This window comes from Hymenobacter sp. UYAg731, assembly GCF_054061335.1.
In genome coordinates this window covers 102,225-121,584 of the sequence record NZ_JBSSEC010000005.1, presented here as the reverse complement: position 1 = coordinate 121,584, position 19,360 = coordinate 102,225, and the positions used below count along the sequence as shown (strand labels likewise).

Sequence of the window (19,360 nt, the reverse complement as noted above, 5' to 3'; positions counted from 1 at the left end):
TCCTTGCTACTTTTGGCTTTTCCTTAGAAAATGAAAAAGCACCTACCATTAATTGCGTTGCTACTGGCCGGTACCATGACCGGGGCCGTGGCCCAGTCCCGGCCGGGTACGCGCAAGCCGGCTCCCAAGAGCACGGGCAAGCCCGCGCCCGGTGCCCGCGGGGTGGTGAAGCCGCCGCCGGTGTACACGCCCATCACCACCCAGCGCGCCACCGATAACGAGGATGCGCTGCCGCTCATGGTTGTGAGCAAGCTGAAGCTGAAGAAGCCGGTGCTGGTGTACTACGAAGAGCCGGCCCCGGGCAAAACGGTGCAGCAGCTCATTATGTCGGAGGAAAACCTGACGCTGCTCAAAACCCTGGACCTGGAGCACCTCATGTCCCGCCGCGAAGTGTTTGTGGATGGCTTGGGCAACCTAACCCTGCCCGGGAGCGATGTGAATAAGTTCCGGCTGCTGGGCACCAGCGCCGTGGCCGAAACCACGCGCCGCCCGGCCGGCGATGGCCGTAGCTTTTTCTCCCGCTTGAAAGTGCCGTCGCCGGGCGTTTTGTACGTGGTGCGCGAATCGGCCGAAGAATACCGGCATTTCGTGAAAGGCCCGCAGAAGAAGGGGGCCCTGCTTGATTTCCAGGCCAACGGCCTGCCGGGCGTCGACTCGGTACGGGCCGTGTACACGCTACGCAAAACGGACGCCGCCGAACGCGGTGCCGGCAGCGGTGAAACCATTCGCTAACCAATATGAGCCAACAATTGCGATTGAAACGCACGGCGCTGCTGGTCAGCGCCCTGGGCTTGGCCTGGGGCGCCGCCAGCGCCCAGGCCATTCTGAAATTAACCCAGGTGCCGGCTACCACCCCGGCCGGGGATACGCTGTTTGTGGCGGGCTCTTTTAACGACTGGAACCCGCACAGCCGGGGCTACGCCTTGCGGAAGCAGGCCGACGGCACCTACCAAATCAGCCTGCCGCCCGGCCTGGGTAGCATCGAATATAAGTTTACGCGCGGTAGCTGGCCGACGGTGGAAGTAGACGGCAAAAACGAGCAGATTGCCAACCGCAAAGCCGACCTGACGACTGCCCGCGAAATCACCAATCAAGTGCTGGCTTGGAACGAGCAGAGCGGCGCTTCTAAAAAGCACACCGCTACACCACAGGTCCGTATACTGTCCGCCTCCTTCGCCATGCCGCAGCTGGGCCGGCTGCGTCGCGTCTGGCTCTACCTGCCCGCCGATTATGCGGCCAACCCCGCCCGTCGCTACCCCGTGCTCTACCTGCACGATGGTCAGAACGTGTTTGATGCCGCCACCAGCTTTGGCGGCGAATGGGGCGTGGACGAAACCCTCGACCGCCTGCGCCAAGCCGGGCAGGATGCCACCGGCAGCATTGTGGTGGCCGTGGACAACGGCGACCAGTTTCGCTCCGATGAGTACATTCCTTGGGCCAGTGCCGAGCTCAAGGACCAGCCCCACCGGGGCGGCCAGGGCAGCGCCTACGTCGATTTCCTGGCCCTCACCCTCAAGCCGTACGTGGATGCCCACTACCGCACCCGGCCCGAGGCGGCGCATACCGGCATCGCCGGTTCCAGCCTGGGCGGGCTGATTTCGGTGTATGCCGCGCTGAAATACCCGCAGGTTTTTGGCGAGGTGGGCGCGTTTTCGCCGGCCTTCTGGGTATGCAACGATTCGCTGCGGGCCTATGCCAAAACCCACCCGGCGGCGCACACGGCACGCTTCTATTTCGTGTGCGGCCCGAAGGAATCGAAAACCATGCTGCCGCTGATGACGCAGTGGCGCGACGAGCTGCGGGCCGAGGGCGTGCCGGCCGCCAACCTGGCTTTTTCAGCCCCGGCCGATGGGGAACACCGGGAGTGGTTCTGGCGGCGGGAGTTTCCGGCGGCCTACCGGTTTCTGTTCGGTTCGGCGGTGAAAACCAAGGCATCGGCAGTACGTAAGTAGTGCGCCGGAGGCATCGGTGAAGGTCTTATTGGTTGTGGAATTGGTGGCATTTGTATCAATGGCTTGACAAGCTCGCATGATTTTTTGCTTGCAGTTGCCGGAATTTTAAGAAAACTGCTTTATCTTTGCGTCGCGTTTCAGAAAAGCGCTTCCTCAACATGAATTCACATCGTACTTCCCAGGCTTGGTGGTGGCAGCTCCGAAACATCGGACCGGCCTTGCTGTGCGCCTCGTGAAGTCAACCTGACTTTACTTGATTTCACAAAAAGCCCGGCCCACAGCCGGGCTTTTTCGTTTCTGTTTTTCCTTGAGGCAGCCCATCCGCCTCGCTTGCTCCCCTTTCGTCCTCGTGCCGTACCAACTCATCACCCGCACCCGCCGCCTGCTCGCCGACACCGTGACGCCCGTGGGCCTGTTTCTGCGCCTGCGCGACCAGTACGCCAACTGCCTGCTGCTGGAAAGCGCCGACTACCATGGCCAGCAAAACGCGTTCAGCTATCTGGTATGCGAGCCGCTGGCCACGTTTGAGCTGCGGCGCGGCGGCGTGCTGCGCCAGCTGCTGCCCGGCGCGCCCGAAACCACCGAAACGCTGGCCCACCCCCGTGAGGCGCTGGCCCGGCTGCGCGATTTTGCCGCCGCCGGCACGCCCGATGCTTCGGCCGGAAAGCTGCCTTTCATCAGCACCGGCCTGTTTGGCTACATGGGCTACGAGGCCGTGCAAAGCTTTGAGGACGTGCAGCTAAATCCCGAAAAGGTGCCGGCCGGCGACATTCCGCTCATTCGCTACGGCGTGTACCGCTACGTCATCGCCTTCAATCACTTTCGCCAAGAGTTGCACCTGTTCGAGCACGGCGTGGCCGGGGAAGCCCCGGCCGAAACCGATGGCCTCGACCGCCTCGAAAATCTAGTGCGCCACCCCAGCGTGCCCGCGTTTGACTTTGCCACGGTAGGCGAGGAGCAGACCAACCAGACCGATGCCGAATTTCTGGCACGCCTCACGCAGGGCCAGGCCCACTGCCTGCGCGGCGACGTGTTTCAGATTGTGCTTTCGCGCCGCTTCCAGCAGGGTTTTTCGGGCGATGAATTCAACGTGTACCGGGCGCTACGGTCCATTAATCCCTCGCCGTACCTGTTCTATTTCGATTATGGCGACTACAAAATCTTCGGCTCCTCGCCCGAAGCCCAAGTGCTGGTGCAGGGCCGCGAAGCCACGCTGTTTCCCATTGCGGGCACCTACCGCCGCACCGGCGACGATGCCGCCGATGCCGCCGCTGCCCAGCGCCTGGCCGCCGACCCCAAGGAAAACGCCGAGCACGTAATGCTGGTGGACCTGGCCCGCAACGACCTTGCCCGCCACGGCACCAAAGTGGAGGTGCGCACGTTGCGCGAAATCCAGTTCTACTCGCACGTCATTCACTTGGTAAGCAAGGTCACGGCCGAGCTAGCCGAGGCCACCGATACCCTGCAGGTAGTAGCCGATACCTTCCCGGCCGGCACGCTCTCCGGCGCGCCCAAGTTCCGCGCCCTGCAACTGATTGACGGGCTGGAACCCACCGCGCGCGGCTATTACGGCGGCTGCCTGGGCCACCTGGGCTTCGATGGCAGCTTCAACCACGCCATCATGATTCGCTCGTTCCTGAGCACCGGCAACCAACTGTATTTCCAGGCGGGCGCGGGGGTGGTGGCGGCCTCCAAAGTGCAGTCGGAGCTAGAGGAGGTGCATCATAAGCTGGGCGCGTTGCGGGCGGCGCTCCGGGCGGCGGCAGAGGTGCGGTAGCCGGTCAGGCTGAGCGAAGTCGAAGCATCCCTACCGCTTCGTTGAGCCAGTATTAGTTACATCCTCAGTAGAAATGCTTCGACAAGCCCAGTATGACGTTCCTTTTTCGTCAATTCCCATGAAAATCCTTGTTCTCGATAACTACGACTCCTTTACCTACAACCTGGTGCATTTGCTGCGCGAGCTTGGCCACGGCCCCGGCCTGACCGTGACGCGCAACGACCAGCTCACCCTCGAAGCCGTCGATGCGTACGATGCCATCCTGCTCTCGCCCGGCCCCGGCATTCCAACGGAGGCGGGCCTGATGCCGGCCATTATCCAGAAATACGCGCCCACCAAACGCATGCTGGGCGTGTGCCTGGGCCACCAGGGCCTGGCCGAAAGCTTCGGCGCGGAGCTCTACAACATCCCCGCCGTGCTGCACGGCGTGGCCAATGAAGCGGAAGTGACGGTGCCCGGCGAGCGCCTGTTCGCCGGCCTGCCGGCGCGGTTCCAGGTGGGGCGCTACCACTCCTGGGCGGTGCGGCCCGAGTCGATGCCCGCGACGCTGGAAGTAACGGCCCGCGACGCCAACGGCGAGGTGCTGGCCTTCCGTCACCGCGAGTACGACGTGCGGGGCGTGCAGTTCCACCCCGAAAGCATCCTCACCGAGCACGGCGCGCAAATGCTGGAAAACTGGTTGAAGTAGCCATTCAGCATGACGTTCTACAAGGAAACGGCTCTATTTAGTAATGAAAACGTTTTGAAACAGATTCTCACCAAGCTCTTCGACCATCAGCCCCTGACCCACGCCGAGGCCCACGCCGCCATGCGCCAGTTGGGCGAGGGCGGGACCAACCCGGCCGAAACGGCGGCTTTTCTGGCCGTGTACCGGATGCGGCCCATCACGGTGGCCGAGCTGGCCGGCTTCCGCCAGGCATTGCTCGACCTCAGCCGCGACCCGGAGCTGGGCACGCACGAAGTGGTGGACATTGTGGGCACCGGTGGCGATGGCAAAAACACGATAAACATCTCCACCCTGGCCTGCTTCATCGTGGCCGGGGCGGGTACGCTGGTGGCCAAGCACGGCAACTTTGGCGTGTCGTCGGTGTCGGGCGCTTCCAATGTGCTGGCGCATTTCGGGTATGATTTCGAAGCCAGCTCCGACCAGTTGCGGCGGCAGCTCGACCGGGCGGGCATCTGCTTTCTGCACGCGCCGGCTTTCCATCCGGCCATGCGTCATGCCGGCCCCATCCGCCGCGAGCTGGGCCTGCGCACCTTTTTCAACATCCTCGGCCCGCTGGTGAACCCGGCCCGGCCAGCGGCCCAGCTGCTGGGCGTGTTCAACCTCGAATTGCAACGCCTCTACCACTACCTCATGCAGCCCACCGGCACCCGCTACGCCGTGGTGCATGCCCTCGACGGATACGACGAGCTGGCCCTTACCGGCCCGGCCAAAGTGGTTTCCTCGTTTGAGGGCGAGCGACTCTTTACCGCCGAGACGCTGGGCCTGCCCGCCTGCGCGCCCGGCGACCTGGCCGGTGGCAGCACCGTGGCCGCCGCCGCCGAGCTATTCAAGCAAGTGCTTGATGGCCACGGCACCGCCGCCCAGCGCAACGTGACCACCGCCAATGCCGCCCTGGCCCTGCAATGTGCCCGCCCCGGCCTGGGCTGGCCCGAAGCCCTGGCCCTCAGCCGCGAGTCGCTGGATTCGGGCGCGGCGAAAAAGGCCTTCGAAACCATGCTGGCTACTCAATAAAATTTCTACATGGCGCGAAGCAAATCCTGCGCGCTGCTGTTCTCCAAGTCATGTCCCAATCAACGATTCTCGATACCATCGTCGCTCACAAGCGCAAGGAAGTAGCCGGCCGCCGCGAGCTGGTGCCCACCAAGCTGCTCGAAACCAGCCTGTATTTTAATTCGCAGCCGCTCTCGCTGCGGCAGTACCTCACGCGGCCGGATAGCAGCGGCCTCATTGCCGAGTTCAAGCGCAAGTCGCCCTCCAAGGGCTGGATTAACCAATATGCGCCGGTGGAGCGCACCACGCTGGGCTACATGCAGGCCGGCGCGGCGGCGCTGTCCATCCTCACCGATGCCGAGTTTTTCGGCGGTAAAAACGAGGATTTGACCACGGCCCGGCGCTTCAATTTCTGCCCCATCCTGCGCAAGGATTTCGTGGTAAACGAGTACCAGATTCTCGAAGCCAAGAGCATCGGGGCCGATGCCGTGCTGCTGATTGCCGCCGTCCTCACGCCCGCCGAAATCGACGCGCTGGGCCGCCTGGCCCGCTCGCTGGGCCTCGAAGTGCTGCTCGAAGTACACGATGGCGAAGAGCTGGCCCGCTCCGCTAATGCCGAGGCCGTGAACCTCATCGGCGTGAACAACCGCAACCTGCACGATTTCAGCCTCAGCCTCGATACCTCAATGGCGCTGGCCGAAGCCATTCCGCAGGAGTTTATGAAGGTGTCGGAAAGTGGCATTTCTACCGCCACGGCCATCGGGCAGCTGCGCGAAGTGGGCTACCGGGGCTTTCTGCTGGGCGAGGCGTTTATGCGCCACGCCCGCCCCGAGCGCGCCTGTGCCACGCTGGTGCAGGAAATCGCGACTCTGCCGAAGACCGAACCTGCGGTTGCCTAAATTTTCTTCATGAAAACGCCCCGCCCCAACCTGTCTGCTTTGGCCCTGGCCGCTGGCGTGCCCGGTGCCACGGTGCCGGGCGCCGCCGCGTCCGCCCGGTTGCTGGTGAAGGTGTGCGGCATGCGCGACGCGGCGGCCCTGGCCGAAATCGCCGCGCTGGAGCCGGACTTTCTGGGCTTCATTTTCGCGCCGAAGTCGCCCCGCTTTGTGGGCACGACCCTGGCCCCGGAACTGGTGCGCGCCCTGCCGCCCACCATCTGGAAAGTGGGCGTGTTCGTGAATGAAACCACCGAAAATATCCTCGCCACGGCGCACCGGTTCGGCCTTGCCGCCGTGCAGCTGCACGGCCACGAAACGCCCGCGCAGTGCGAGGAATTGAACGAGGCCGGCTTGCTGGTGATGAAAGCTTTTCCGGTAGGGGAGGCGGTTGACTTTACCGCTCTGCTGCCCTACGTGCCGTATTGCGACTACTTTCTCTTCGATACCAAAGGAGCTGCGCCCGGCGGCAACGGGGCCATTTTCGACTGGAATTTGTTGTCAGCCTACAACCTGCCCGTGCCTTATTTCCTGGCCGGCGGGTTGGGCCTCGAACACGCCGCCGAGCTGGCGGCCCTGCGCCTGCCCGGCTTGGCCGGCGTCGATTTGAACAGTGGTTTTGAAACCGCGCCGGGCGTGAAAGATGCTGGCCGCCTGGCCCAAATGCTTACCCAACTGCGCCCCGGCGCCCCATCCATATGACTCCCACTACTTCATACCAACAGCCTACGGCCCGTGGCTACTACGGCCAGTTCGGCGGCGCTTTCGTGCCCGAAATGCTCTATCCCAACGTGGAGGAGTTGCGCACGCAGTACCTGGAAATCATGGCCGACCCCGCGTTTCAGGCCGAGTTGCAAGCACTGCTGCGCGACTACGTGGGCCGGCCCACGCCGCTGTTCGAGGCCAAGCGTCTGTCGGCCAAGTACAATACGCGCATCTTTCTCAAGCGCGAAGACCTCTGCCACACCGGCGCGCACAAAATTAACAACACCGTGGGGCAGATTCTGCTGGCTCAGCGGCTGGGCAAAACGCGCATCATCGCCGAAACCGGGGCCGGGCAGCACGGCGTGGCCACGGCCACCGTGTGCGCCCTCATGGGCCTGCCCTGCGTGGTGTACATGGGCGCGGTCGACATGGAGCGCCAGGCCCCCAACGTGGCCCGCATGCGCCTGCTCGGGGCCGAGGTGCGCCGCGCCGAAAGCGGCAGCCAAACCCTGAAAGACGCCACCAACGAAGCCATCCGCGACTGGATTGCCAACCCGATTGATACGCATTACATCATCGGCTCGGTGGTTGGCCCGCACCCGTACCCCGATTTGGTGGCGCGCCTGCAGGCCGTTATCAGCGAAGAGATGCGTAAGCAGCTACTGGAAAAAACCGGCTCCGGGCTGCCCGATTTCGTGGTGGCCTGCGTGGGCGGCGGCTCCAACGCGGCCGGTGCGTTCTACCACTTTCTGGATGAGCCGGATGTGCGCCTGATTGCGGTGGAAGCTGCTGGGCACGGCATTCACTCGGGGCACTCGGCGGCCACGTCGGTACTCGGTACGCCGGGCATCATCCACGGCAGCAAAACCCTGCTGATGCAGGACGAGCACGGCCAGATTACCGAGCCGTATTCGCTGAGCGCAGGCCTCGATTACCCCGGTATCGGGCCGCTGCACGCCTATTTGGGCGCGGTGGGCCGCTCCGAATTCATTGCCATCACCGACGACGAAGCCCTGACGGCCGTGAGCGAGTTGAGCCGCCTCGAAGGCATCATTCCGGCCCTGGAAACAGCCCACGCGCTTGCCGCCCTCGGCCAGTTGGGCGCTGGGCCGGACGACGTGGTGGTGGTGAACCTATCGGGCCGCGGCGACAAGGACCTGGAGACCTACCTCAAAAACATGGACAAGCTCGTTTGATTTTTTCACCGCAGAGGACGCAGAGGTATTCGCAGATGCGCGTCCTCTGCGAACACCTCTGCGTCCTCTGCGGTAAAAACACACCTATGAACAACCGAATAGCCAACGCCTTTGCGAGCAAGCACAACCTGCTCAATACCTACTTCACCGCCGGCTACCCCCGCCTACACGACACCATTCCGCTGGCCAAAGCGCTGGTGGAAGCCGGAGCCGACATCCTCGAAATCGGGATGCCCTTTTCCGACCCGCTGGCCGATGGCCCGGTTATTCAGGGCAGCAGCTCGGTAGCTTTGGCCAATGGCATGAACCTGCCCGTGCTGTTCGAGCAGCTGCAAGGCCTGCGCGCGGCTGTGCCCGAAACGCCGGTGCTCCTCATGGGCTACCTCAACCCGGTGATGCAGTTTGGTGTGGAGGAGTTCTGCCGCCAGGCCGCCGCCGTGGGCGTCGACGGCCTTATCCTGCCCGACCTGCCGCTCGCTGAATACGAGGAATTCTATCAGGAAACCTTCAAGAAGTACGGCCTGAAAGCAGTATTCCTCATCACCCCGCAAACCTCGGAAGAGCGTATCCGTCGCCTCGACAGCCTCTCCGAAGCCTTTCTCTACCTCGTTTCCGGCCCCGGTACCACCGGCGGCACCACGCTACCCAACGCCGAGGAGCAGACCCAATACTTCGAGCGCATTGCCGCCCTAAAGCTGCGCAACCCGCGCCTCATCGGCTTCGGCATCGCCGATAAAACCGGTTTCGACCGCGCCTGCCAGCACGCCGAAGGAGCCATCATCGGCTCGGCCCTCATCCAGGCGCTGGAAGGCGTAGAGGATGCGCCGGCGGCGGCGGCGCATTTTGTGCGGGGCATCAAGCAGGAGTAATCAATACTTTTAAATCTAAGGAACGTCATGCTTCGGCTGCGCGGACGCCAGATGAGCATGACGTTCTTTTTCTTCGACCAATTCCGTGATAATTCAACTCGAAAAAAACGCCTCGGTAGCCACCATCACCGAGCACCTGAAGCAGCAGGGCTATAAAGCCACCGAAGTCACCACCCAGCACGCCCACTACCTGGTGGCCATTGGCAAGAAGGACTTCGACATTCGCGCCATCGGCCAGCTGCCGGGCGTGCGCGACGTGCATCGCGTGAGCGACGACTACAAGCTCGTGAGCCGCAAATGGCGCGTGAAGCCCACCGTGCTCGACCTCGGCGACGGCGTGACCATCGGTGGCAACTCGCTGGCCATCTGCGCCGGACCGTGCAGTATCGAGAGCGAAGCCCAGATGGAAAAGGTGATGGACCACCTCGTGGCCAACTGCGTGCGCCTGATGCGCGGCGGCGTATTCAAGCCCCGCTCGTCGCCCTACGCCTTCCGCGGGCTGGGGCTGGAAGGGCTGCGCGATTTCCACCGCATGGCCCGGGCGCGCGGCCTCAAAATCGTGACCGAAGTCATGCAGGTGTCGCAGGTGGAGGAGATGCACGATTTCGTGGACGTGTTTCAGGTGGGAGCCCGCAACACCCAGAACTTCAACCTGCTTGATGCCCTGGGTGGCGTGGACAAGCCGGTGCTGCTCAAGCGCGGCATCTCGGGCTCAATTGAAGAATTGCTGTCCTCGGCCGAGTACGTGTTTTCGGGCGGCAACGAGAAGCTAATTCTCTGCGAGCGCGGCATTCGGACGTTTGAAACGGCCAGCCGCAACACCTTGGATTTGAATGCGGTGCCCATCCTGAAAGCCAAGAGCCATTTGCCGGTAATTGTCGACCCCTCGCACGGCATCGGCATTCGGGAGTACGTGCCCACCATGGCACTGGCCGGCGTGATGGCCGGGGCCGACGGCATCGTGTACGAAACCCACGAAACCCCCGAAACCGCCGCCTCGGATGGGGCGCAGACGCTGGACTTCGATGAATCGGCCCGTTTAATTCGTAATCTGCGGCGCGTGTACCAGCTGCGCCAGGAACTTGAATAAAGAAAAATTAATGTGGGCAAATGCTTGCATTTTCGAAATCGGTTCCTAAATTCGTCTCACTCATGCGCCACCAATTCGTCAATTGCATTAACACCCTAATGACCGCCCCCAAACAGGGCGGGTACGGGCTGCGATTGGCGCTAACGGAAGACGAGGCATGACACCCGAACTTCTCTAGAAACTTTCAAAAGCCCGAATCCGCAAGGAATTAGGGCTATCAACTAAAAACCCTCTTTACGATAGCGTAAAGAGGGTTTTTTCTTTTAATCTATGACAGTGTTGTGACAGTGTTTTGCGTGTTGTAACTTGTGTGAATCAAGCACTTAACGGCAAACGCCAAACACAAAAATGTACAAAATCAGCTATATCCAGCGGAAAACGGGCAAAGGAGCCGATTGGGGCGTATCGGTGCGCTGCTTAGGGTTCTCCCGTAGCACCGGGGTAAACGTGCTGCCAGCACTCTTTAACAAGGCTACTGGCAAGGTATCCAGCAAGCTCCCGTTACACGTTGAATGGAACGCGCAGATTCAAGCGATGTATAATGACTTTGAAAAGGTGTTGCGCACGGTGGAACGGTGCGAAGACACTGTAACTACGGAACTACTCGCAAAGGAGTACGACGCGATGCTAAAGCAACGTGCCGACAATAAAGCCAAGGCACCTAAAACAATCGCCAAGGTTGAAACCGCACTGGATAAACTACGGGTGAAACTTGCCGATTTAGAAGCGGAGGTAATTACTACTAAACGTGATATTGCTGAGCTAGAAAACGCGTTTGATTTGGGTCAAGATGATTTGCTGACTGATTACGTTAAGAATTACCGCGATGATAAAGCAAATGATTTGCGCGATTCCTCAAAAAAGGTTTACGATGTATTAATTCACAATTTGAATCAGTGGAATCGTGGTATTAAATTCAATGAAGTAAACGAACAAACATTGAATGATTTTCAGACCTATCTATTAGGTCAGAATAAGAAATCCGCAACCATACGCACAATGCTTGTACGTGTGAAAGGTGTTGCTAATGCGTATTCTGATAAACTGAAAAATCCCGAATCATTCCGCAAATACAAAGCGATTAAAGTAAAACGTAATCCAACGGTTGTATTTCTTACTAAAGATGAATTACGGCAATTAGAAGAATTACCGTTAACAAAAATGCAAAATGATGTACGCAACATCTTTGTATTGCTCTGTCATACGGGTTTACGGTGGTCCGACCGCAACTTTACCAAAGACAATGTAAAGAACGGCGTAGTAGAAGTGTTAAACGTGAAAACGGACACCCTAGTAAAGATTCCACTCAGTAACAAAGCAAAAGAAATACTTGCTTTGTACGATGCCCCTTTACCTGAAAACCCAGATAAGAGCGATTATCAATTGCCTCAAATGGATGATAAGTATTTCAGAACGGTAATCAAATCGGTCTGCAAGCAAATACCAACTATGCGCGAAAACGTAACCGTAGTAAAGTTTTCAGGCAGCAAAACGGACACCATTCCGAAACCCAAATACACGCAATTAGGCGCACATTCAGCACGGCGCACGTTTGTTAACTTGTGTTTGATTGCTAAGACAAATCCGGCTGTTATTTCGGGTTGGGTTGGTCACCACTCATTAGCACAAACAATGGATTACGCTTCAAAGGATGCAAATACAAAACAGGAACTTGCCAACGTGTTTAACTAGCAGTACCCGCGCCGTGATTGTGAAAGGATAGCCAGCACCGGTTATCCTTTCTTTTTGCCCTGTTTCGTGACTTCTAAGAGACTCTAAGCCGCTAGAGCTACAACGGTGCCACTAAATTGTTTCTAGTGACTCACAGCAATGTTATAGTATGTCATACTTTGCAAGCTCTGTTCTTACAGATATGTTCATTATTTGATATACTTTGATTATATTCTCATTTATTTCAAGACTCTTTCTAACTATTGTGTCAATATCAGAGGTGTATTCATTATCACCTTCCGATTTAAGGTAATCTGATAAAATAATTTGGTGACTATTGTATTCAAGTATTAGTTTGTTTGCCTCTTCATTGAGGTTTACAATATCAAAGAATGAATGCGGAGAAAAACTGTTGCTTAGATTAGTTTCTCTTTGCTTATTTCTTGAAGCAACAATAGCATCATAGTATTCTTTGTTAAATACTCTGTTCTCAATAAGATATTTACAAAATACTGTGATTAAATAATGGTTATTGATTCTGATAGTTGTTTTGCTAACAAAATCTATTCCTGCATCTATCTTTTTATTTACATAACTAGCCCGAATAGTTAACTTGTGCTCGTTGACTTTCTGTTTAGCATCAATTCGTTTTGACCAAATGCTGAATAGCCCCGTTGCCAGTATCGTTGCCAACGAACTGCCCGCTACTATCCATCCGCTGTCTACTGCCATTGTCTGTGCCGTGTGAGTAAGCAGGCAAGATACGCAGTTTTAGTCTTTCTGTGAGCCTTAACGGGCCGCGAAGCGGCACCTACTAGGGTTTGATGCCTGCCAAGCGTATGGGGGCTCTAATGCGAAAATACGCGTAGGCTTAATGTGAGAATATTTGAGTGTATAAAAATATCTGATAATATTCTCTAATAAGAGTAAACAAAATACCACTTTCATCTTACAATATATAGAATGACATAAAAAAATAACCCATATTATATGCTTCCCCTAGCAACCCTATACACTATTAACCTTGATAAGTTAGAGTTAATGTTGACACAGCCAGCAGATTCTAACACTTCTATCTTCACCACTGATGCAACTACCCATTTTTCTAGTCTAACACCTTCAACTTCATTTGATAGCTACTGCGCTAACGGCGTGGTGTTGGAGCGTGTACAATGCATTGACCGTAATTACCACTTGTGTTATACTGTTACCATTAACAAATTACAATTTGGCACACTTTTAATGAATCGGACCAAATTATATGAAAATGAAAATGATTTGGTAAAGCTAAAGGTTGATAATTCAGTATTGTATACTGACTTTCTGCCGTTGCTCAACAAGGTACTATCAGCATTCCGATTTGAAATCAATAATATTACCCGTTTGGAAATTGCATTAGATACAAATACTAATCTATTAAGTAACTTCTACCATTATTTCAGGGATGAAACTAATTACTTTTTGAAAGGTGGGGTTAAGAAACTGGATAGTATTACAAAGTTTGCCAAGGAATACCGTAATGGTGACGAAACGCCTACCCTTTATATTGGAAAATCTGATAAAAAGTTAAAGATTTATAATAAATCGTTAGAAATATTAGAAACCGGTAATCACAAAGACTATATTACCACTTTTCACGCTGCTAATGGGTTGGATATTACAGCCGATGTGTATCGTATGGAAATAGCGCTTACTAACACTGCTTTGAAACGCTATATTACTCAGTATCGGCACAATCAGACCGGTAAAGTCATTACGCAATACCAATACGAAAAGCTTTGCTATAATAATAGTGAACAAAATACCAGTTACATCAAAGAAACAGTCAAATCAGAGTTGCTAATTGCCGCCGCTGACTTTACCAATACTACGGCGCTTACTTCTATATTCAAAACGGTGTTGGCTAGTCTTTGTCAATTTAAAATGACTGATAACGAACGGATTAATCGGTGTACTGACGTAAACTTGATTGACTTTTCTGCTATAACCAACGTACTATATAACAATACAATCACGCAATCAAAAAAACGAGATAAAAACAAAATGAAGAATTATATTAAAGCCACTATTCGTACTTATCAAAAGACTTCGGTTACTTCTTTACTAACGGCTGCATATGATGTGGCAAAGAGTGAGGGGCTACTTGAGTATTACAACCAAGTGATTAAGGAACTGAAAATTAAGCCAGTTTCTACTATTGGTGTGAGTGAGAGCAATACGGTCGGCTTATTTGAAGATTACTTGAACTAACGAGGGGACGTTACTTTAGTAATGTAAGGGGTTACCGTTTCGGTAGCTCCTTTTTCATTCCCTCTAATAAGAGTAAACAAAATACCAACTGTTAATTAAATGACAAGTATAAACCTAAGTAACTACGCTTCGCTGCCCCCCAAGGGCAGAGCGAAAAGCGGGTGTATACAGTTAATAATGTTCTCATATTATTAACTGTAAAATAATCTTGAATATCACGAAAATAATCACGAAAACCAGTAAACAAAACTTAGCATTCTGCTTTAAATAAGTATAATAATAAAACAATAAAACTGTATGCAACAATTGAAACTTAAATATTATAACACCCTTGATTTTAAATTGAGTGAGTTAGTTAAAGTCTTTAACCAAATTAAACTAAATGAAACCGCTTCTCAATATGTAAACGGTATACCAGTGGTTGACGTGGAAACAGCCACCGTACTACGTCAGCACAAGTATGACAAAGCATCTACGCTGCCCAATTTCATTCAATATCAAAACGCTGGTATTGATTTGTCCGTCACTATGCCCGATTGTGAGCAAACCAAATCCTGTTTACAATCGCTCACCAATAAAGTTGATGAGTATCTGGGCACTGAGTTCGGCAAAGAATTACAATTTATTTCATACGATATAAAGATTTCACAATTCATTGTAAATCAATCCGGTAAGGCAGCGCTTGACCGTGCTATTATCACTCTCAGTAAAGTTGAGGAATCCGTTTATAACGCAGTGCTGGCGCTACATAAAGCAATGATGAATATTGATTCGGGTAATAAGTGGAACCTCCTTAGCGGTGATATTATCAATACTACATTTGATAATGAGCTACGTATTGATGACCTAGTTTCTGCGATTAAAAAGCGCACCACCGAAACGGGTCGCTAATAATAAAAGTGACGGTTGGGAGGTTTTATATGGTTTCCCTCAATCAATTGCTCGCTGCTGTTTTTAGTCATAGTTTTTTCAGCAGTGAGCAATCACTTTTAATCAAAAATATACTAGTAAATGCTTCAATACAGAGACACAATATTTCAACATTTACCGATAAATTATAGATACCAAAAATAATAATAATTACTATGCCTTATAATTCACTCTCCCTTAACAACTTGCAGCGAAAAGGGAGCAAACCGGGACGTAAAAAAACTATCACATTGCCACTGGCTAATAAACTAGTTGATTTGCTTGCCGATAATCACGCGCTATTTGTTCAACATATGCACTCACTTAGTCCAAAGGATTACTGCGATGCGTATTTAAAACTCGTTAAAATGGTTATTCCTGCTAAACTTAACCTTGATGTTGCACCAACTGATAAACCCGTTTGGAATATCGTACTAGCAAGCACTACTGTTACTGCTGCTGCTACTGATTCAGTGAATGACAATGAATAAATTGATTTAATAACTTCTCACTTAATAAGCTCCCTGCCTCACAGCGGGGTGTACTTGTTAACACCCTTCAATAAAGTGAGAATAGATTATGAACGGGCACTAGAAAGGCACCAACACGCCGCTATCATACTACGGGCAAGGTATCTAGACCTTTCAGCCGGTCGCTTGCCGTGTAGCCCCGTTATTGATGTAAATCAAGTATATAAGATACTGTATGTAATACTGGTGAGCCACTGTGTAGCTTATGATGCTATTAACCTTTCGCTATTCCTTGCCAATCAGTGCGGTTATGAGTATATTTGAGTAGATAGGGAGCGGGCGCACCACGCCCCGCCAAACTTGTTAAAATCATATTCTTACACTTACTACCTCTGTCACTGTTTTACCTTGCCACTGTCACAGAAAAAGACATAAAAACTGTGACAGTGCATAATTTGACTAAAGTAAAGTGCTTTTAAAGCAAATAGAGGCACTATTTTAACTGTTACCCCAATTCCGCCAGGATATCGGGCTTTTTTTTCGCCCGGTTTTACCCCCGCATTCCCTAATCGTTACGCCATGTTTACCAAGCCCAGCTCCGCCGCCACCCCCAGTCAGGACCAGCTTATCTGGAAGATGCTGTTTGACCGCCAAACCGCGCTGCTGCACCGGCGGGCCGTGCCGGCGTTCAGCCAAGGGCTGGCCCGGCTGGGCTTGCGGCGCGAATCCATCCCCGACATCCGGGAGCTGAGCGCCACGGTGGAGGCCGAAACCGGCTGGCAGCTGGCCCCGGTGGGCCGCCCGTTTGAGCCGGCCGCGTTTTTCGCCCTTTTGGCCGAGCGGAAGTTTCCGATTGTAACGCGCATCCGGTCCATGCAGGCGTTCGATTTCAGCCCCGAGCCGGACTTGTTCCACGACCTGTTCGGGCACGTACCCATGCTGCTTGATGAGGGCCTGGCCAACTTTCTGCATGAGCTGGGGCAGGCCTACGTGGCCCAGCCGGAAGGCTCGCCGGCGCGGGAGCAGCTGTGGGCACTCTACTTCTTCACGGCTGAGTTTGGCATGGTGCAGCATGAGGGCAAGCCGCACCTCTACGGGGCGGGGCTGCTGTCGTCGGCCGGCGAAATCCACCACTGCGTGAACGAGTTGACTCCGCGCCCGGCCTTCGACCTGGCCACCGTGTTGCGCACGCCTGTGACCGGTGCCCGCTACCAGCACCAGTATTTCATGCTGCCCGCCTGGGAGCAGCTCACCGAATGCGTGGCCGAACTGGCCGGCATGCTGGCACTGGGGTAAGGGAATAGTGAGCGAAGCATGGCTATATGCACTAGCTTCGCGGCATGCTGTTTCAATTTGGTGCGCACAGCGGATTGCTGCTGCCTTTTGTGGTGCCGGGCCTGGTGCTGGCGGCGCATTTGCTGATTCGGAATTTCCGCTTCGGTGCATTGCCCGACGGGCTGCTGGCGCTGATGCTGCTGCTGAACGTGCTGCCCGTGGCCCAGTGGATGCTGGGCTATGCCGGCTGGTACGACAGCCACGACGGCTATTCCACGGCCATGTTCTACGTGCCGTGGCGGCCCTGGCTGGCTTGGGGGCCGGCGTTTTACCTGTACTTCCGCAGCCTCACCAACCAGGAATTTGAGCTGCGGAAGCACTGGGGGCACCTGGCACCGGGGCTGCTGTTTGCGGGCCTGTACGCGGCCGCCGCGCTTTACGATTTGGGCTGGAGCCGGGCGTTGCACGGCCAGGAGTTGCCCTACCACTTCGGCACGAAAGGCGCAGCGGCCAACTTTCTCGATTGCCTGAGTGTGCCTGTCCAGTGGCTCGGTTATGCCCTGATGTTCGGCTACGGGCTGGCCACGCTGCGGCTTTTCCGCCGCTACCGCCGCTACCTCGACGACAACTTTTCGGACACGGCACGGCTGCGGTTTCGGGGGCTGCGCGATTTGCTGGTGGCCGCGTTGCTGGGGTTGGTGCTGTGGGTGGGATTTGAGGTGGTGAACCGCGCCATTGGTCCGCTGGGCTACGGCGACTATTGGTACGCCTATTTCGCCAACGGCGCACTGATTTACTACCTGAGCATCGTCGGTTTACAGGCTAACTTTTCGGCTGTCAACCCGTTGCGCTTCGCACCCGAATCCGTTGGCGCAGCCAGGGTTTCCTTCGTCTCCGGCCCACCGGGTTCTGCTGAATTACCCGCCGGACCCGCTTCAGCCCGTGAACTACCCTCGGTTGAGCCAGCAATTCAAGCCGCCTCAGTTGCTGATTTGCCACTTGCTCCCGCTGCCGCCGCCCCCAAGACGGCGGCTGGCGCTACCAAACCGGCCAAGGCCGTTGCGCCAGGTGAGGCCACCACCGATGCGCTGGCCCCCGAGCTGCACCCGTGGCGCGCCAAACTGCTGGCTCTGATGGCCGAAGAACAGCCCTGGCTGGAGCCCGAGCTCACCCTGGCTGAGCTGGCCCACCGCCTGCGTACCAACACCTCGCTGCTCTCGCACGTCATCAACACCGGCTGCGGGCAGAACTTCAACGACTTCGTGAACAGCTACCGCGTGGCCGAAGCCGAGCGCAAGCTGCAGGACCCGCGCCTGGGGCATTACTCGCTGGTAGGCATTGCGTTGGAGTCGGGCTTTAACTCCAAGTCCACCTTCAATCGGGTGTTCAAAAAGCTCACCGGCCGCACGCCGGGCGAGGTGATGCGGCCCAAATCATAAGCCGGGACGGCCCAGATAGTAAGTTGGAGCGCGGGCTGGGTTTAGCCGGGGGACTTTTGGGGCATCACTTCACCAATCCAATCCCCCAACCAACTCCCATGAAAAATCTGTTTCGACCATCGGCGGGCCAAAGGGTCCGGCCAGTGGGCCTTATCGCGGCCGTGTTGTTGCCGCTGCTCGGCTTCGCGGGCACCATTCATTCGCACCTGCTCATCGAGGCGGGCAAGCAGTTTATTCTGGGGGGCGGGCAGCCCGGCGCTTTCCGGGTGGTGGCGCACAACGTCGGCCCGGTATCCGTCGAGATTCGGGAGCGGCCCCGGGGTGGCGGCATTTTTGGTAAAGCTACCCTGGCCCCAGGCCAACGCGGCGTGCTCCGCTTCGCCGACGGCTCTACGGCCGTGCTGCTCAACCCCAGCCCCAAGCAAGCCGTGCTCGACCTCACCGTTTCCGGCGATACCCGGCAGCTAGCCATGACCTACGAGCCGGTATCTGCGACCGGAGCTGCGGTTAAATAGATGATTGACAATCTAATACGGATATTGTGTTTTTCGCGGCTAATACCCCCAGCCCAGCCGGCGGTACACGAAATGCAGCAGCCACAGCGGCCCAATCAGCAGAAACTGCAGGTCCTTGAGGAAGCTGGGCTTCTTGCCTTCGACCTTGTGGCCCCAGAACTGGCCCACCCAGGCCAGCGCAAAAATGATGAGGCAAATACCCCACAGCGGTAGTACTGCTGCGCCCGCCACCACGCGCAGGGCCAGCGCCATGGCCACCCACACCAGCACCATGCCCAGGGCCAGCCGTCCGCTCAGCCGCACGTAGTAGAGCAGGGCCAGGGCCATCACCAGCGTGCCCCAGTTCAGCCATGGGCTGATGCGCTGGATGGCCGCTGGCACCGGCACCGCCCACAGCAGGCCGATGAGCGAGAACATTATCAGCGGCACGCACACCCAATGCACCAGCTTGTTGGTGGGGTTCTGGTGGCTTTCGCCGTATTCGGCAAGGAGGGCGGTGAGCGGGGCCATGACGGTGAGAACTCTGAAAAAAAGGGCGTATCGGCCAACAATTTAGCACAAAAAAAGCCTTCCCGATTGGGAAGGCTTTT

General features: G+C 55.8%; 19 protein-coding genes. 17 read left to right on the top strand and 2 right to left on the bottom strand.

Annotation, left to right across the window (positions count from 1 at the left end; all coding sequences use genetic code 11):
• The first annotated feature begins 30 nt into the window (after nucleotides 1–30).
• The 11 genes from ACVWYF_RS16395 to ACVWYF_RS16345 all read left to right on the top strand — a co-directional run bounded on the left by ACVWYF_RS16395 (nucleotide 31) and on the right by ACVWYF_RS16345 (nucleotide 11,933).
• Nucleotides 31–732 (top strand): hypothetical protein, encoded by a 702-nt coding sequence (locus tag ACVWYF_RS16395; RefSeq protein WP_457069942.1) that lies wholly within the window; start codon nucleotides 31–33, stop codon nucleotides 730–732.
• Between the two features lie 5 nt (nucleotides 733–737).
• Nucleotides 738–1,952 carry an alpha/beta hydrolase-fold protein gene (locus tag ACVWYF_RS16390; RefSeq protein ID WP_457069940.1) on the top strand — a complete coding sequence of 405 codons (1,215 nt, stop codon included), beginning with the start codon at nucleotides 738–740 and terminating at the stop codon, nucleotides 1,950–1,952.
• Nucleotides 1,953–2,301: 349 nt separating this feature from the next.
• On the top strand, nucleotides 2,302–3,729 hold the full coding sequence (locus tag ACVWYF_RS16385) for an anthranilate synthase component I family protein (RefSeq protein ID WP_457069938.1): 1,428 nt from the start codon (nucleotides 2,302–2,304) through the stop codon (nucleotides 3,727–3,729).
• Nucleotides 3,730–3,847: 118 nt separating this feature from the next.
• Nucleotides 3,848–4,417, top strand: coding sequence for an anthranilate synthase component II (locus tag ACVWYF_RS16380; RefSeq protein WP_457069935.1), 570 nt, complete (start codon nucleotides 3,848–3,850; stop codon nucleotides 4,415–4,417).
• 54 nt (nucleotides 4,418–4,471) lie between these two features.
• Nucleotides 4,472–5,467: an anthranilate phosphoribosyltransferase gene (gene trpD / locus ACVWYF_RS16375; protein ID WP_457069933.1), complete on the top strand. Its 996-nt coding sequence runs from the start codon at nucleotides 4,472–4,474 to the stop codon at nucleotides 5,465–5,467.
• A 50-nt stretch (nucleotides 5,468–5,517) separates the two neighbouring features.
• Nucleotides 5,518–6,345: an indole-3-glycerol phosphate synthase TrpC gene (gene trpC / locus ACVWYF_RS16370; protein ID WP_457069930.1), complete on the top strand. Its 828-nt coding sequence runs from the start codon at nucleotides 5,518–5,520 to the stop codon at nucleotides 6,343–6,345.
• A gap of 9 nt (nucleotides 6,346–6,354) precedes the next feature.
• A complete protein-coding gene (locus tag ACVWYF_RS16365; protein ID WP_457069928.1) occupies nucleotides 6,355–7,083 on the top strand; it encodes a phosphoribosylanthranilate isomerase in 729 nt (242 codons plus the stop codon).
• Nucleotides 7,080–8,282, top strand: a complete 1,203-nt coding sequence (trpB, locus tag ACVWYF_RS16360; protein ID WP_457069926.1) for a tryptophan synthase subunit beta — start codon at nucleotides 7,080–7,082, stop codon at nucleotides 8,280–8,282. The genes ACVWYF_RS16365 and trpB overlap by 4 nt, the downstream gene beginning before the upstream one ends.
• An 86-nt stretch (nucleotides 8,283–8,368) precedes the next feature.
• On the top strand, nucleotides 8,369–9,151 hold the full coding sequence (gene trpA / locus ACVWYF_RS16355; RefSeq protein WP_457069924.1) for a tryptophan synthase subunit alpha: 783 nt from the start codon (nucleotides 8,369–8,371) through the stop codon (nucleotides 9,149–9,151).
• Between the two features lie 85 nt (nucleotides 9,152–9,236).
• Nucleotides 9,237–10,241 (top strand): 3-deoxy-7-phosphoheptulonate synthase, encoded by a 1,005-nt coding sequence (gene aroF / locus ACVWYF_RS16350; RefSeq protein WP_457069921.1) that lies wholly within the window; start codon nucleotides 9,237–9,239, stop codon nucleotides 10,239–10,241.
• A 348-nt stretch (nucleotides 10,242–10,589) separates the two neighbouring features.
• Nucleotides 10,590–11,933 carry a tyrosine-type recombinase/integrase gene (locus ACVWYF_RS16345; RefSeq protein WP_457069918.1) on the top strand — a complete coding sequence of 448 codons (1,344 nt, stop codon included), beginning with the start codon at nucleotides 10,590–10,592 and terminating at the stop codon, nucleotides 11,931–11,933.
• Between the two features lie 141 nt (nucleotides 11,934–12,074).
• On the opposite strand, the gene ACVWYF_RS16340 is transcribed toward ACVWYF_RS16345, so the two are convergent.
• The gene (locus tag ACVWYF_RS16340; RefSeq protein ID WP_457069916.1) at nucleotides 12,075–12,644 is read right to left on the bottom strand and encodes a hypothetical protein; all 570 of its coding nucleotides are present in this window, start codon (nucleotides 12,642–12,644) and stop codon (nucleotides 12,075–12,077) included.
• A gap of 258 nt (nucleotides 12,645–12,902) precedes the next feature.
• Here ACVWYF_RS16340 and ACVWYF_RS16335 point away from each other — a divergent pair, with 258 nt between their 5' ends.
• The 6 genes from ACVWYF_RS16335 (at nucleotide 12,903) to ACVWYF_RS16310 (ending at nucleotide 18,770) form a co-directional block, all read left to right on the top strand.
• Nucleotides 12,903–14,162, top strand: a complete 1,260-nt coding sequence (locus ACVWYF_RS16335; protein WP_457069914.1) for a hypothetical protein — start codon at nucleotides 12,903–12,905, stop codon at nucleotides 14,160–14,162.
• Between the two features lie 297 nt (nucleotides 14,163–14,459).
• On the top strand, nucleotides 14,460–15,053 hold the full coding sequence (locus ACVWYF_RS16330; RefSeq protein ID WP_457069912.1) for a hypothetical protein: 594 nt from the start codon (nucleotides 14,460–14,462) through the stop codon (nucleotides 15,051–15,053).
• Nucleotides 15,054–15,247: 194 nt separating this feature from the next.
• Nucleotides 15,248–15,562, top strand: a complete 315-nt coding sequence (locus ACVWYF_RS16325) for a hypothetical protein (RefSeq protein ID WP_457069910.1) — start codon at nucleotides 15,248–15,250, stop codon at nucleotides 15,560–15,562.
• A 558-nt stretch (nucleotides 15,563–16,120) separates the two neighbouring features.
• Nucleotides 16,121–16,837 (top strand): phenylalanine-4-hydroxylase, encoded by a 717-nt coding sequence (locus tag ACVWYF_RS16320; RefSeq protein WP_457069908.1) that lies wholly within the window; start codon nucleotides 16,121–16,123, stop codon nucleotides 16,835–16,837.
• 44 nt (nucleotides 16,838–16,881) lie between these two features.
• Nucleotides 16,882–18,255, top strand: coding sequence for a helix-turn-helix domain-containing protein (locus ACVWYF_RS16315; RefSeq protein WP_457069906.1), 1,374 nt, complete (start codon nucleotides 16,882–16,884; stop codon nucleotides 18,253–18,255).
• Nucleotides 18,256–18,353: 98 nt separating this feature from the next.
• The gene (locus ACVWYF_RS16310; RefSeq protein WP_457069903.1) at nucleotides 18,354–18,770 is read left to right on the top strand and encodes a hypothetical protein; all 417 of its coding nucleotides are present in this window, start codon (nucleotides 18,354–18,356) and stop codon (nucleotides 18,768–18,770) included.
• A gap of 39 nt (nucleotides 18,771–18,809) precedes the next feature.
• On the opposite strand, the gene ACVWYF_RS16305 is transcribed toward ACVWYF_RS16310, so the two are convergent.
• Nucleotides 18,810–19,280 (bottom strand): Mpo1 family 2-hydroxy fatty acid dioxygenase, encoded by a 471-nt coding sequence (locus tag ACVWYF_RS16305; protein WP_457069901.1) that lies wholly within the window; start codon nucleotides 19,278–19,280, stop codon nucleotides 18,810–18,812.
• Between the last annotated feature and the right edge of the window lie 80 nt (nucleotides 19,281–19,360).